Raw genomic sequence first — 15,275 nt, 5'->3', positions numbered from 1 at the left:
TGAATGCAATGTCTGAGAAAATTAAGCCGCTATCAATTATTGGGAAAATGGTGTTCATTTTACTGCTGCCGATTCTTTTCTTTACTTTTGTTGGCCATGATCCGATGAAACAACAGGAAACAGCAACGAGGGGAATTGCAATCGTCAATGAGGACCAAGGATCTGAATATGAGAAAGGACCGATTACCTTCGGAAAGGAAGTTTCATCCTCTCTCGATACAGATTCGGATTATAAATGGTATGTTGTAAACCGAAATACGGCAGAAAAGGGCCTCGAAGATAAGCAATATGATGCTGTTGTTTATTTACCTTCGGATTTCTCAAGGAATATTATGACTTTCAATGAGAATGAACCAATCAAAGCAGGGGTTCAATACAAAGTGCAGACGAGCCTTAATGCCGAAAATCTCGAAAAAGTGCAAAGGGAACTGGAAGTTGCCAAAAGCAAGATGAATAAGCAGGTTTCCACCCTTTATTGGAGCCACGTTTCCCAGGCAGTAGAGGATATCCGCAAAAAGTTTGATAATATCCTTGAAAAAGAAATTGTTTTCCAAAAAACGATGTATGACTTTTATACCCCAAGCTCAAAGCAGCTAGCTGGAGACATCAGCCAGCAGAAAGAAATGCTTGAGAGCATTTTCTCCTCTACAAAGGATGCAGGAAAGACATCCACTGAAACAGCAGGAGAGTTCGAGGCTTCAAAAGCAAAAGTTGATACCTTTGTGGAAGATGTAACACGTTATAGAGTTTATCAAGAAACTCAATCGGAAATGTTCCAGCAGTATCTTCAGGAAAGTGTAAGTAATATTGACGATCTGCAAACAATCTATAGCAACAGGGGCAACCCTAGACCTGAATTTGACTTAGATGGTGAGATTTACAGGCTGGAAACTAGAATCACTGATAGTAATACTTCGCTAAATGAGTTATCCGATCATATTAAAACCGCGAACATTGGTGAACAATTCGATGAAGTGTTAGGTTCCCAAAAAGATTTAATGAAAGTGTTCAAGGAAAGATCGGACATCGCGTTATTGGATGATATTCAACAACGGCTGATAGAATCAAGGAGGAGTTTACAAAACGGCTCCGGAGAACAGTCGGGTGGACAAACGATGGCTCTTAATATCAAGGAGTCACCGGCAGCAAAGACTAATGAAGTAACACTTAGCGGTATACATGAGCAAGTATCCTTGCTCCGAAAAAATTTAGAATCAATGAAAACAGAACAACAGACAGGAAATTGGGCGGAGGTTAATAAAAATCTCGGTAACCTGGAAGCTAATGTTAAGAAAGTAGAAGGTCAGGTATCACAGCAAGCCGCCACTCAAAAGCAGCTGGTCATTGACTATAAAGAGTTGCTTAAGAAGCTGCAGGAAAAGCTGCAAAACATGAATCCAGCTAATTCTGAAGAAGAAATAATTCGCGAGATCATGATAAGTGAAAGAAATATTCTTGAATCATCAGAGTTATCAGAGCGAAGAAAAAACATCTTGGCCGGACAATTTAATGCAGATATCCAGAATCGAAATATCGGTCAGTTAATTTTGTACCACGGGTTGCTTTCTTCATACCAACAAGCGATTCAACAATCTACAGATCCGGAAGACAAACTTATTAACGGAATTGTAGAGAATCAGGATAGGCTTGGGGAAATAAAAGAGGATTTTTCGGCGACATTAGATACAACCTTGAAAGGACTTGAATCTAATTCAAGTATGATTTCCGGTGTAGAGGAAGACTTCGGCAACTTTGCAGGGTTTGTTAAAGAATACGATCAAAATATCAATGATGAACAAACAGAAATGATGACAGAATTACAATTAATCAAAGAAAATGCAAGTGAGATAAGCACTAATTTAGGGGGGAATACACCTGTCCCAGAAAATGAACCGCTTACTTCCGATAATCTGAACGGTGAATTTTTCGTGACCATGCAAGATAGTACAGCGGGCAATCTTAAGAGCGTTTCCGACCTTGTCAACTCAGTTGCCGATCGTCAGGATCAGGTCACAGACTATACAAACGAGCTTCAAACGAAGGTTGGTACGGTACAGAAGAGAGCGGACGACTTAAATAACAACTGGGCTTTGAATGTAGAATCTACGAAATTGATAAAAAATGATTTTTATGGCGTTCTTAACAACACACAGGTTGATGACCAGCAAAACGGATATGTATATGACTATCTGGCCAATCCTGTTCAAATCAGCGGCGATGTCCTGAAAGAAGAGTCATCTTATACCCCGCCGATTATCATGCTTGTTATCATTTTAATCAGCGGTTTGTTAATAGGATTTTTCTTGCATCTTTATTCAAAAGTGGCGCCTATGGTGCATGCATCGCTATATGCTTTGTTAAACTTTATTGTGGGCTTGATCATCAGTATATACGGTTTAAGGATATACCCGTTAGAGGATATGCAAGCAATAAGCTGGACAATATTCACGATGCTTATGTTATTCCTTTGCTCAGCTATTGTCCGGCTTGCGTTCTATATCGGTCCGTTCGTTGGAAGCATCCTTGTAATTGGGCTGATTATATTCTTTACGACACCGTTGCTAGATCTGATTATGCCGAATTTTAATATCGATCACCCGGTTTCAACCGTCTATCAGTCTATTCAGTTTGGAGATTCATCATCCTTCATCCTGGCATCGATCATTTTAGCAATTGCCACTTCAGTAACGGCAGCAATCCCATACTTGAGGAATCGGGCGTTAATCAAAAGAGAGATGGCACATGAAGGCTAGAAAACGTGAAATCTTCCTGTTCATGTTTCTGCTGATGATTATGCCTGACATGTCGTTTGCAGAAGAAGATCCAATTGTGGAACCAAACCAATATGAGGAACGGGATATTGAGCTCCAAACCGAGTATTTCCATGAGGAGTCATTGCTGGAAAAAAGACAATCCTTGCCGGAGGAACAGAAGGCATTGACGTTTGAAAGTGACCCAAGCAAACGTTACGAGTCTGTTGAGCAAGAACTTTTTCAGGCTTCATCGGACAACAATACGATCAAGGCAAAAGCGAAGCAATTGAATTTGTTTACTGGGCAAGATAACCCTTTTACCAGTAGCAATGAATCAAAAAAGGAAGCAAGCCTTTCGGTTCATCTGACTTTCCTGTTAGGAATCATTGCAGTATTGGCTGTGCTTTGTCTGTTCTTTATCCTCGTCCCTAAGATCGGTAAGGAAGGGGCCCTCCAAAGCTCACCGCAGCCAGAAAGAAAGCGAAGGTAAGACCATAAGGCACTTCCGTGACAGAATTCCACATTCTGTAGAACGGGAGTGTCTCTTTTCTTTTTCCTTCATTAGGTTCAACTAACCATCAGAGGGGGGTGAAGAAAACACCCTCTGATGATTTCCACTTTATCAAAGGTGTATCAATAAGGTAAAATAAAAGGAAGAGAGACACGGATGAATCAGTCATTTCTCTTAACTTGCCTAGCGAATGTTGGAGGATTTTGTAAGAGTAAACACGAATAGTATTAGGACAATGAAATATGCCTTTACAGGGGGACCAAGATGATACAAGAAGAAAAGCATCCAAGCATAGAGAAGGTTTTGCGTAATATAGAGAAAGTAATCATTGGAAAGAGAGATATAGCGGAACTGAGTCTCGTGGCCTTGCTTGCTGAGGGACATGTGCTTTTAGAGGATGTTCCGGGTGTAGGCAAAACGATGATGGTGCGGTCGCTGGCTACATCCATCGGTGCTGCTTTTAAGAGGATCCAGTTTACTCCCGATCTGCTTCCTTCCGATGTCACCGGTGTTTCCATTTTCAACCCAAAGGAGCAGGAGTTCATTTTCCGGCCGGGTCCGATTATGGGGAACATCATTTTGGCTGATGAGATTAACAGGACTTCCCCGAAGACCCAGTCTGCATTGCTTGAGGGGATGGAGGAAGCTAGCGTGACCGTTGACGGGGTAACGCGAAAATTGGAGCAGCCTTTTTTTGTGATGGCGACGCAAAACCCGATTGAATATGAAGGCACCTATCCGCTTCCAGAAGCACAATTGGACCGGTTTTTATTGAAATTAAAAATGGGCTATCCGGACATCACGGAAGAAATGGAAGTTTTGAACCGCGCCCAGCATGTGCCTCCCATTGAAGATCTTGAACCTGTGATAAGCCTCAAAGAGCTGCGTGAACTGCAGCAGGATGTCAAGTACGTCCATGTGGATGCTAATGTGAAACGGTATATTGTCGATCTGGCCACTCAGACCCGCGAGCATCACAATGTTTATCTAGGCACTAGTCCGAGGGGATCCATCGCATTAATGAAAGCGGCTCAGGCTTATGCTTTCTTAAATGGAAGAGATTATGTGCTTCCTGATGATGTTCAGTACTTGGCTCCATTTGTATTCGCGCACCGGCTCATCCTGAAATCGGAAGCTAAATACGAAGGAATCGACGCAGAACAAATCGTAAAGGAAATCGTCAAAAAGATTCCAGTTCCGGTACAAAGGCTTGTGAACTAGCAATGAAAAAACTTCTATCAAAAATAAAGCCTTCCTTGAAAATGATTGGCCTGATATTTTTGGTTGCCTTTGCTTTTGTTTTTGCGATGTTTCAAGGCGGATTTGTCAGTTGGTTCATCTTTTACAGCTTTCTGCCTTTTGTCATTTATTCTATCATTCTCTTTGTCTATCCGATTCAGGAGTTCCGAGTAGAGAGGGTTCAGGGCAAAAAGGAATTCAAGACAGGTGAAAGGGTGAAGGTTGAAATCACCATCAGCAGAAAAACATATTTCCCGCTATTCTATTTACTTGTGGAAGATAAGCTCCCGGAGCGGCTTGAACTACATATAGATGGAACGAAGAAAAAAATCATTTTTCCTTGGTTTAAGCGAAGGATTACCCTTAGTTATTCGCTTGAGAATCTTCCCCGCGGGGAGCATTCCTTTCAGGAGATTCGCCTGAAAACGGGCGACTTTTTAGGACTGTTTGATAAAGAGGCTTACTTTGAGCTTCCAGGAAGGATGCTTGTTTACCCGGCTTACAAGGAGCTTTCGTACAGGCAGCTCGACAATTTGTTCGATCAGGGGCGTGCCGGGACAGCCAACCGTCTTCAACGCGAAAATTCCATTGTTTCAGGGATAAGAGAATATCAGCCTGGCGACCAGCTTTCCTGGATAAACTGGAAAGCGACAGCCAGGAAGAATGACATTATGACGAAGGAATTCGAGGAAATGAAAAGCCACGACATCTTTCTGATTCTCGATGAATCACCCGCAGAAGAATTCGAGGCCATGGTAACGTATGCCGCTTCCTTTGCTCATTCCATCAGTAAAAAAGGCATTCAGATCGGGTTTTATCGAACCGGAAAAAGCGGGGAAGCTCTGCCGGTTCGCGGCGGAGAGCTTCAGAGGCAGAAAGTATTTTACAACTTGGCCAAAGCCGAAGCCAATGCTTTCATTCCGATTGAAGGGATTATTGAAAAGCATAGTGCAATTGTGCCATCAAATGCTGCGATGGTGATTATCACCGGCCGTTTAACTTTGCAATCTGTCGAATGGATTGGCCGGTTTAAAACGAATCAGGCCCTTACTATTTTTTCAGTGAATCGCGACTCGTCATTATCGAAAGAAGAAATATTGGCTCGAGAATTCGCAAAAACAAAAGGAATCAATGTGAAATATATTGAAAAAGGATTTTTTGAGGGTGAAATTTCAGAGGTGATAGCCCAATGATTCAATCGAGAAAATATGATATTGCAATCAAAACCATTCTGTATATATTCGGGTTTTTCCTGGTGTGGGAGTGGATCCGGCCCGTCAGCCAGCTGACAGAGACGAATAATATAGAGGTATTTATCTTATTTATGGCGATCGGATTTGCGCTTCATTTGTTTAAGATTCCCCCTTTGTCCCGTTTTGTGATACTGGGTATTTTCATCCTGATAGTGATTCATTATCTGTATTATGAAGTGTCCCTCTTTGAACTGTCCTGGTTTTTTGATTTTGTTGGAAAAATCGCGGGCGATATCGCCCTCTTGTTCCACGGTGAATTTCTAAAGATTTCGTTCGAATTCCAAACGTTGCTGTTTTTTATTTTGCTTTGGCTGATTACGTATTTGCTCCATTACTGGATTTCAGTCAAAAAAAGCATCCTCTTATTTTTTATCGCGACTGTGGTGATTGTCTCGGTGTTGGATACATTTACTGAGTATGAAGGCAGATATGCGATCATAAGGCTCGTCATCATTGGCTTTAGTATGCTGGGAAGTCTGGCGCTTTTTCGCTTGGCTGCTCAGGAAAAGATGCCGATTACCGTTCCGTCTCTTAGGAAATGGATCATTCCGCTCGTGCTCATGATAGCGTTCAGTTCCTATATTGGACTGGCGGCGCCTAAGCTCGATCCGCAATGGCCTGATCCGGTTCCATTCATCACTTCGTATTCGGATAGTGCAACCGGAGGCGGAGGAACGAACAGAATCGGATACGGGGTGGACGATTCTTCACTTGGCGGCGGATTCGAAAATGATGATACCGTTGTTTTTCAAGCAGAAACCTCAGCGGGTCATTATTGGAAAGTGGAAAACAAAGATTTCTATACCGGAAAAGGCTGGGTAACAGCAGATAATGCGGGTTCTTATGAGGAATTTGCCGATGCGGAGAAAGTTGGGATTTCTCTATATCCACCCGGGGTGAAGACGACTGACTCCAAGGCATATGTAAACATTGAATTACCTTATAACCATGTTCCGTATCCTGGACCGGGAAGTGTAACGGAAATTTCCTCTCCAACGGGAGAATTATACAGATATCATGGACATAATGACCGCGTCACATCGCATAATAACGAAGGTAATTTTATCAAGCTGAAGGCGTTCGAACTCTCTTATTCTTTGCCGAGCTTTGATATTAACCAGTTGAAAGAGGTAGGAAGGACGGAAGGGAATCAACTTAATCCTGAGTTTCTGAACCGGTATACCCAGATTCCTACAGGTTTTCCTGACCGGATCAGGGAGCTTGCCCAAACAATCACAGCTGAAGAAACCAATTGGTATGATCAGGTAAAGGCAATAGAGAATCATTTCGATGGAGGGGAGTTTGTCTATGATCAAGTGGATATTCCTTATCCAGGAGACGCCGAGGACTATGTAGATCAATTTTTGTTCGAGACGAAAAGGGGTTACTGCGATAACTTTTCTACATCTATGGTAATGTTGCTGCGTTCCATCGATATACCAGCCAGATGGGTCAAGGGGTATACGGAGGGTGACCAAGTTACCCGAGATGGCGAACGGGTATACGAAGTAACGAATAATAATGCCCATTCCTGGGTCGAAGTGTATTTCCCGAATGCCGGCTGGGTTCCGTTTGAGCCGACAAAAGGGTTTTCCAACAATACCGAATTTTATTCCTCAACAGAGACTGATCCAACGGAAACGCCGGAACCGGGAACAGAACAAGAGGAACCAGCGGCCCAACAAGAGACTCCAACGAAGCCTGAACAGGCAACTGAGAAACAAACGGCTGAATCGGCAATCAATCAGGAAAGCTGGCTGAATGAAAATTGGAAGGCCTTGATAGCAATTACCGCCGGTATTCTTTTAATTGGCTTGCTCATTTTTAAATTAAGAGGGAGATGGCTGCCCTATCTGTTAATCGCGTTTTATAAAAGAAAAAACGATCATGACACCTTTTCAAAGGCGTACATGACTCTCTTGAAGCAGCTGAGAAGAAAGGGGCTTAAACGGCCTGGAGATCAGACATTAAGAGATTATGCTGACTATGTTGATTCCTATTTTTATTCAGGTGAGATGGGGAAAATCACTCGGAATTATGAGTTATACATTTACCGGGGAGATCACCCTTCCGCCGACTGGGAGCATAATCAGAAATTGTGGGAAAATTTAATTAAAAAGACAATCGCTTGACCAAATTTTCATTGTGTTGTTACAATTGAGGCGTTCCTAAAACTAGAATTAAAAAGCGTAGCTTCTTGAACTTTAAACAGTGTTTAGCTACAGCGCCCAGCCCCTCGAGGTCATAAGCCGCCCCTCTCCGGAGAGCAGGCCCTCCTGCGAGGAGCGTCTTATGCTGGTCGGACTTGCACAGGATGTGCTGACGTCGACGTAAGACATAAGGACGTGGCAGCAGTTAGTCGACGTTCCTTTAACAGGGCGCTTTCGCTTTTCATATAACCTTCATATATACTCGATAATATGGATCGGATGTTTCTACCAAATCACCGTAAATGATTTGACTATGAAGGCAGATTTTATTTGGTATGCCAACTAGGATTCTGCTTTTATGTCTCGAGGCAGGATTCTGGTTTTTTATTTTGTCTTTATTTTCATTTCTTTAGTAATACTATTAATGCGTGAATTTAATCAATCGTTTGTTTAAAAAAGTGAACCCATTTTTATTACAAGCGAATCATGACAATTGAGGTGATGAGAGTGCCCGGGAAAACGGAATTACAGAACCAGAAAATGATCGTAGTGCTCGATTTCGGAAGCCAATATAATCAGTTGATTACGCGCCGGATTCGTGAGTTTGGTGTGTATAGCGAGCTGCATCCGCATACGTTAACGGCAGAACAAATTAAAGAGATGAATCCAGCTGGGATTATTTTCTCAGGCGGGCCTAACAGCGTGTATGATGCTGCCGCTTTTGGCTGCGATGAGCGGATTTTTGAATTAGGGCTGCCAATTTTGGGGATTTGCTATGGCATGCAGTTAATGACCAAGCATTTCGGAGGGAAGGTAGAGCCTGCGAAGAATCGCGAATACGGAAAAGCAACATTGACTACCCGGAATGATTCGAAGCTATTCCATGACTTGCCAAAGGAACAGATTGTCTGGATGAGCCACGGGGATTTAGTAGTCGAAGAACCTAAGGGTTTCACCGTTGATGGAACAAATCCTTCCTGCCCGATTTCGGCAATGAGTGATGAGTCAAGAAAGCTATACGCCGTCCAATTTCATCCTGAAGTGCGCCATTCTGTGCATGGGAATGAAATCCTGAAGAACTTTGTGTTCCAAGTATGTGGCTGCGAAGGCGACTGGTCGATGGAAAACTTCAGTGAAATCGAAATGGAAAAAATCCGTCAATCAGTTGGCGATAAAAAAGTTCTTTGTGCGTTAAGCGGCGGTGTTGATTCTTCGGTGGTAGCTGTCTTGATCCATAAGGCAATCGGCGACCAATTAACGTGTATCTTTGTTGATCATGGCTTGCTTCGTAAGGGCGAAGCGGACAGCGTTATGAAAACATTCAGCGAAGGGTTCCATATGAATGTTATTAAAGTAGATGCGAAGGATCGTTTTTTTACAAAGCTTGAAGGTGTTTCAGATCCGGAGAAAAAACGGAAGATTATTGGAAACGAATTTATCTATGTGTTCGATGACGAAGCGACAAAGCTTCAAGGAATTGAATTCCTGGCACAGGGTACTCTTTATACCGATATCATTGAGAGCGGAACGGCGACTGCACAAACCATTAAATCGCATCATAATGTCGGCGGCCTGCCTGAAGACATGCAATTCAAACTGATTGAGCCGTTGAACACTCTTTTCAAGGATGAGGTCCGTGCGCTTGGAACAGAACTCGGCATCCCTGATGAAATTGTCTGGCGTCAGCCGTTCCCTGGTCCAGGATTGGGGATTCGTGTCTTAGGTGCCATATCAGAGGACAAGCTGGAAATCGTCCGCGAGTCAGATGCCATTCTTCGTGAGGAAATCAAGAAAGCAGGACTTGATCGCGATATTTGGCAGTATTTCACCGTGCTTCCGGACATCCGCAGTGTCGGGGTAATGGGAGATGCGCGCACATATGATTATACAATCGGCATTCGGGCAGTGACGAGCATTGACGGAATGACTTCCGACTGGGCGAGAATTCCGTGGGATGTTCTCGAAATTATTTCAACCCGGATTGTAAATGAGGTCAGTCATGTGAACCGGGTCGTGTATGATATCACCAGTAAGCCTCCTGCTACGATTGAGTGGGAATAATATTACGAACATTAGTGTTCTAATTTCCAGCATCATTCGTTTTTTCTTGACGACATTTTTCTACACTGGTAAACTCAAATTGTAATCTTAATATAATAAATGAATTCGTCGTATAATCTTGGGGATATGGCCCAAAAGTTTCTACCGAGCTGCCGTTAACAGCTTGACTACGATGCAAATATAAGGCAGGCAGGCTCCATCCGTGAATGGGGCCCCTGCTCTATCCTTTTGCATGTAAAGTCAGGTCCCGTTCGGTTAGACGGGGCCTTTTCTCTATGCGGCGTAACATACGGGGGAGTATGAGGATGAAAAAATATTTTCAATTCGAGGAACTCGGTACGAGCTATCGCCGAGAGATCATTGGCGGATTAACCACCTTCTTATCAATGGCCTACATTTTGGTTGTCAATCCACTGACATTGACTTTAGACAGTGTTGAAGATTTTCCTGACGCTTTAAGAATGGATTATGGTGCTGTATTCGTGGCAACTGCTTTAGCTGCGGCGATCGGTTCGATATTAATGGGACTCATTGCGAAATATCCAATTGCGCTGGCTCCAGGCATGGGATTGAACGCATTCTTCGCCTATACGGTTGTTCTGACCTATGGGGTTCCGTGGCAAACCGCATTAACAGGCGTGCTGATATCAGGGGTTATCTTTGTATTACTAACGTTATCGGGGATACGTGAAAAGATCATTAACGCGATTCCGGTAGAACTGAAATATGCTGTAAGTGCCGGAATCGGGCTTTTTATCACCTTTGTTGGTTTTCAAAATGCAGGAATTATCGTAAATAACGATTCGGTTCTTGTCGGTTTAGGTGACTTAACAAACGGCAACACGTTATTGGCCGTCTTTGGCATTATTTTAACTGTTATTTTATTAACGAAGGGAATCCATGCAGGGATCTTTATTGGTATGATTATTACGGCTATCGTTGGTGTGATTGCCGGTTTAATCGATATGCCGGGCAAGATTGTCGGGGCGGTACCGAGCCTTGAGCCCACTTTTGGGGTCGCATTTGAAGCATTCGCCAATCCGGGAGAGCAGCTTTTCTCGGTTCAAATTCTCGTCGTTATTCTAACCTTCTTGTTTGTTGCATTCTTTGATACGGCAGGAACTCTGGTAGGTGTAGCTACTCAAGCGGGGTTAATGAAAGGGAATGAACTTCCGAGAGTTGGAAAGGGATTGTTTGCAGATTCACTTTCTATCGTTGTCGGTGCTGTACTTGGTACCTCAACAACGACTTCTTATGTGGAATCAACCGCGGGAGTTGCCGCTGGTGCCAGAACCGGATTTGCAGCGATTGTCACAGGCCTATTGTTCGTCCTCTCCATTTTCTTTTTTCCGCTGCTAAGTGTGATTACTTCTGCAGTAACAGCGCCAGCGCTGATCATTGTTGGGGTATTGATGGTATCTTCACTTAAGAAGATTGACTGGGAACGATTCGAAGTGGCTGTACCGGCATTTTTCACGCTTATTGCCATGCCGATGACATACAGTATCGCAACCGGTATCGCAATTGGATTCATCTTTTATCCAATCACGATGCTAATAAAAGGACGCATAAAAGAAGTCCATCCGATTATGTACGGTTTATTTGTAATTTTTGTTTTATACTTTATTTTCTTAGTCTAATCGCAATGACAAAAAGGAATCCAAGAGGGTTCCTTTTTTTGACGATTATTTTTCACTTGATTTCGCTTGGTCACTTGACTAACATTAAACTTGCCCTTTCCTTCTGAATTTTTTAATGGATGAGAAGGTTCATTCTCTTGTAAAGAGGTATCCGATTATGTCTGCTTTTTCAATTGAAAAAATTCTAAATAATAATGTGGTCATCGCGAGCCACCTTTCTCACGGAGAAGTCATCCTTATTGGAAAAGGCATAGGTTTTAACCGTAGCAAAGGTGATGAAATCTCGGCGGATCAGGCTGAGAAGATGTTTGTCTTAAAGAGCGAAAGAGAACAGGAAAACTATAAAAAGCTATTGCCGCAAATCGATGAAAAAGTTCAGACCGCGATAATCGAAGCGATACAGCATATCAGTAACAGGGTCACAGGGGAATTAAATGAACATATACACGTTGGTCTGACTGACCATATAGTATTTTCCTTGAACCGGATGATAAGCGGGATGGAAGTTAAAAATCCTTTCTATGTGGAAACGATAAATCTTTATCCATTTGAATACGAAGTAGCCCGAGAAGTTGTTGAAATCATCGGCGAGAAAACCGGGATTAGCCTTCCAAAGGGAGAAATCGGTTTTATCACACTGCATATTCACAGCGCGATAACCAATAAACAGCTATCAGATATAAACCAACACTCCCAGTTGGTCACCCACCTCATCAATGTCATTGAGGAACAATTAGATACTACTATAGATAAAGAAAGCATAGATTATATGAGGCTGGTTCGCCATCTAAGATTTACGATTGAAAGAGTGATGTCAGAAGAGAAAGTAGAAGAACCGGAAAAAATTACTTTGATGTTGAAAGAAGCGTATCCGGTGTGTTATGATATTGCTTGGAAACTGATAAAGATTATGCAGCAGGTGCTGAAAAAGCCCGTATACGATGCGGAAGCTGTTTACTTAACGATGCACCTACAACGCTTACAAAAGAAAATCACATAATAGACTTTTACTTTACGTGTTACTGATTCGATCAGGCATAAGTGAGGAAAGGTAATTGAATTTTCCAGAGAAGGGTATATTATACCTGTCTGTTAAACTCGATGCTTTTTTCGCTTATGCCTTTTTTGTTTGGAATTATGTAACCGCTTTATGGGTTTCCAAAATAAAATTATGGGGGTCGTTTACCTTGTTTAAAAAGTTATTTGGCGTTTTGCAAAAGGTTGGTAAAGCCTTGATGCTTCCAGTTGCCATCTTGCCGGCAGCGGGTATTTTGCTTGCTTTTGGTAATGCTTTGCAGAATCCGACACTACTTGATATTGCACCATTCCTTGACAACAACGGCGTCGAGATGGTTGCGTCGGTCATGGAAAATGCGGGTAATATTATTTTTGGTAACCTGGCACTATTATTCGCGGTCGGTGTGGCCATAGGTCTTGCTGGCGGTGACGGTGTGGCTGGTCTCGCTGCCATCATCGGTTTCTTGATTATGAATGTCACAATGGGCACCGTTCTTGGTATTGAGGCGGGGGATATAAAGGGCAGTATGGAATATGCCTCTGTACTCGGCATACCAACTTTGTCTACCGGTGTTTTTGGAGGAATCATTGTCGGGATCATTGCCGCATACATGTACAATAGATTCTATGAAATTGAATTGCCATCCTATTTAGGTTTCTTTGCAGGTAAACGCTTTGTGCCTATCATTACAGCGGCAAGCGCGGTTATCCTAGGTCTATTGATGATTTTGATCTGGCCGCCAATCCAGCATGGATTAAATACATTCTCCGAAAATATGTTAGGTGCCAATATGACCTTGTCAGCCTTTATTTTCGGTTTGATTGAAAGATCGTTGATTCCATTCGGGCTTCATCATATTTTCTATTCTCCATTCTGGTTTGAATTCGGTACTTATACAAATGAAGCGGGCCAACTCATTAGAGGTGACCAAGCGATTTTTATGAACCAAATTAAAGATGGAGTACAAGATCTTACAGCGGGAACCTTCATGACTGGTAAGTTCCCATTCATGATGTTCGGTCTTCCGGCTGCAGCACTTGCCATTTATCATGAAGCGCGTCCGGAAAAGAAAAAGCTAGTCGGCGGCCTGATGGCATCCGCAGCATTGACTTCATTCTTAACAGGTATCACTGAGCCGCTTGAATTCTCATTCCTGTTCGTGGCGCCTATCTTGTTTGGAATCCACGCCGTATTCGCGGGGCTTTCCTTCATGACGATGCATTTATTGGATGTAAAAATCGGTATGACTTTCTCCGGAGGTCTCATTGATTACATTTTGTTTGGATTAATTAACCCGCAAACCAATGCTTGGTTGGTGATTCCGGTCGGACTTGTGTTAGCCGTTATTTATTATTTCGGTTTCCGCTTTGCAATCCGCAAATTCAACTTAAAGACGCCTGGTCGCGAAGTTGAATCAGATGATAATGAAGAAGAGGCATCAAAAGGTAAGCCGGGTAATCTTGCTGGCGATATCTTGGATGCAATGGGTGGTAAGGAAAATATCGCTCACTTGGATGCTTGTATCACGCGCCTTCGTGTATCTGTGAACGATGTGAAAGAAGTGGACAAGAATCGGTTGAAAAAACTCGGAGCTGCCGGGGTACTTGAAGTTGGGAATAACATTCAAGCTATTTTTGGACCACGTTCTGAAACGATAAAAGGACAAATGAATGACATTATGTCCGGTAGAAGACCTAGAGTTGTGAAAACCTCTCAAGAAAAAGAAGTAGAACAACAAATCGAAGAAGTAATCCCGGAAGCTCTACAAACCCATGAGCCAAGTGATGAGCACTTCATTTCCCCGATTAAAGGTGAAATCAAGTCAATCACCGAAGTGCCGGATCCTGTTTTCGCGGAAAAAATGATGGGTGACGGGTTTGCGATCCTACCGGAAGACGGACTAATCGTTTCTCCTGTCGACGGAACAATCGTAAATCTATTCCCGACTAAGCATGCCCTTGGAATTGTTTCAGACGGTGGCCGGGAAATTTTGATTCATGTTGGGATTGACACAGTTAAATTAGAAGGTAAAGGTTTTGAAGCATTAGTTTCCCAAGATGATAAAGTGAAAAAAGGACAGCCTTTATTAAAGGTAGACCTGGATTACGTCAAAGAAAACGCTCCTTCCATTATCACGCCAATCGTCTTCACTAACCTTAAAGAAGGGGAAACAGTAAAGCTTGAGAAAAATGGTAAGGTAGATATTAAAGAAGAGAACATCATTACGATTAAGTAAGTAAGAACAAACCAATTAGAACCCTCCCTTTCGCGATTGCGTATTTGCAAAGGGAGGGTTGTTTTAATTATAGATTGCCAATCCAATTAACTTAATAAATCAGTTGTAAAAACTTCCAGTATAATATGTAGGTTTTTGGTTGACTTGTCCATGGGCAGGTGCTAGTATATGTAATACACCGCAAGACAACATTACTTTTCTTTTACAAATTCATTTCAAAAAAATGTTGACTTCTTGATGGTGAGATGATATATTAGTAAAGTCGCTTCTGAGAGAAACGACAACGAAATTGCTCTTTGAAAACTGAACAAAACAAAGCGCCAACGTTAATTTTAAGTGAGCACACACTTTAAAAGCAAATGGAACATCGACTAAGTTCGTCACGTCCTGTGACAACGTCGATGCCAGCACATC

General features: G+C 42.6%; 10 protein-coding genes and 2 riboswitches. Of the genes, 9 read left to right on the top strand and 1 reads right to left on the bottom strand.

Going from position 1 to position 15,275, the window contains the following annotated elements:
- Positions 1 to 8: 8 nt before the first annotated feature.
- The 9 genes from esaA to ptsG all read left to right on the top strand — a co-directional run bounded on the left by esaA (position 9) and on the right by ptsG (position 14,861).
- On the top strand, positions 9 to 2,753 hold the full coding sequence (gene esaA, locus LQ216_RS19605; RefSeq protein WP_230131298.1) for a type VII secretion protein EsaA: 2,745 nt from the start codon (positions 9 to 11) through the stop codon (positions 2,751 to 2,753).
- Positions 2,743 to 3,243: a type VII secretion protein EssA gene (gene essA, locus LQ216_RS19600; protein ID WP_230131297.1), complete on the top strand. Its 501-nt coding sequence runs from the start codon at positions 2,743 to 2,745 to the stop codon at positions 3,241 to 3,243. The genes esaA and essA overlap by 11 nt, the downstream gene beginning before the upstream one ends.
- A 285-nt stretch (positions 3,244 to 3,528) precedes the next feature.
- Positions 3,529 to 4,485: a MoxR family ATPase gene (locus LQ216_RS19595; protein ID WP_230131296.1), complete on the top strand. Its 957-nt coding sequence runs from the start codon at positions 3,529 to 3,531 to the stop codon at positions 4,483 to 4,485.
- Positions 4,486 to 4,487: 2 nt separating this feature from the next.
- Positions 4,488 to 5,696, top strand: coding sequence for a DUF58 domain-containing protein (locus tag LQ216_RS19590; RefSeq protein WP_230131295.1), 1,209 nt, complete (start codon positions 4,488 to 4,490; stop codon positions 5,694 to 5,696).
- Positions 5,693 to 7,888, top strand: coding sequence for a transglutaminase domain-containing protein (locus LQ216_RS19585; protein WP_230131294.1), 2,196 nt, complete (start codon positions 5,693 to 5,695; stop codon positions 7,886 to 7,888). The genes LQ216_RS19590 and LQ216_RS19585 overlap by 4 nt, the downstream gene beginning before the upstream one ends.
- A gap of 250 nt (positions 7,889 to 8,138) precedes the next feature.
- Positions 8,139 to 8,240: riboswitch (purine riboswitch) on the top strand.
- 206 nt (positions 8,241 to 8,446) lie between these two features.
- Positions 8,447 to 9,967, top strand: a complete 1,521-nt coding sequence (guaA, locus tag LQ216_RS19580) for a glutamine-hydrolyzing GMP synthase (protein ID WP_230131336.1) — start codon at positions 8,447 to 8,449, stop codon at positions 9,965 to 9,967.
- Positions 9,968 to 10,055: 88 nt separating this feature from the next.
- Positions 10,056 to 10,157, top strand: a riboswitch (purine riboswitch).
- Between the two features lie 115 nt (positions 10,158 to 10,272).
- Positions 10,273 to 11,607, top strand: a complete 1,335-nt coding sequence (locus LQ216_RS19575) for an NCS2 family permease (protein ID WP_117307278.1) — start codon at positions 10,273 to 10,275, stop codon at positions 11,605 to 11,607.
- A gap of 157 nt (positions 11,608 to 11,764) precedes the next feature.
- Positions 11,765 to 12,607, top strand: a complete 843-nt coding sequence (locus LQ216_RS19570; RefSeq protein ID WP_290369295.1) for a transcription antiterminator — start codon at positions 11,765 to 11,767, stop codon at positions 12,605 to 12,607.
- A gap of 187 nt (positions 12,608 to 12,794) precedes the next feature.
- Positions 12,795 to 14,861 carry a glucose-specific PTS transporter subunit IIBC gene (gene ptsG, locus LQ216_RS19565; RefSeq protein ID WP_230131293.1) on the top strand — a complete coding sequence of 689 codons (2,067 nt, stop codon included), beginning with the start codon at positions 12,795 to 12,797 and terminating at the stop codon, positions 14,859 to 14,861.
- 210 nt (positions 14,862 to 15,071) lie between these two features.
- Here ptsG and LQ216_RS19560 read toward each other — a convergent pair.
- Positions 15,072 to 15,275: hypothetical protein (locus LQ216_RS19560; RefSeq protein ID WP_230131292.1), on the bottom strand; the 204-nt coding region annotated here is incomplete at its 5' end.

It is taken from the genome of Bacillus sp. CECT 9360 (assembly GCF_918741275.1).
In the GTDB taxonomy this organism is placed as follows: domain Bacteria; phylum Bacillota; class Bacilli; order Bacillales; family DSM-1321; genus Peribacillus.
This window is presented reverse-complemented; position numbering and strand designations above follow the sequence as displayed.

What these genes read in the sequence shown, in the direction of transcription:
- LQ216_RS19595 (WP_230131296.1), top strand. Translation starts at nt 3,529, where the DNA reads ATGATACAAGAAGAAAAGCATCCAAGCATAGAGAAGGTTTTGCGTAAT.
- LQ216_RS19575 (WP_117307278.1), top strand. Translation starts at nt 10,273, where the DNA reads ATGAAAAAATATTTTCAATTCGAGGAACTCGGTACGAGCTATCGCCGA.
- LQ216_RS19570 (WP_290369295.1), top strand. Translation starts at nt 11,765, where the DNA reads ATGTCTGCTTTTTCAATTGAAAAAATTCTAAATAATAATGTGGTCATC.
- LQ216_RS19585 (WP_230131294.1), top strand. Translation starts at nt 5,693, where the DNA reads ATGATTCAATCGAGAAAATATGATATTGCAATCAAAACCATTCTGTAT.
- guaA (WP_230131336.1), top strand. Translation starts at nt 8,447, where the DNA reads ATGATCGTAGTGCTCGATTTCGGAAGCCAATATAATCAGTTGATTACG.
- esaA (WP_230131298.1), top strand. Translation starts at nt 9, where the DNA reads ATGTCTGAGAAAATTAAGCCGCTATCAATTATTGGGAAAATGGTGTTC.
- essA (WP_230131297.1), top strand. Translation starts at nt 2,743, where the DNA reads ATGAAGGCTAGAAAACGTGAAATCTTCCTGTTCATGTTTCTGCTGATG.
- LQ216_RS19590 (WP_230131295.1), top strand. Translation starts at nt 4,488, where the DNA reads ATGAAAAAACTTCTATCAAAAATAAAGCCTTCCTTGAAAATGATTGGC.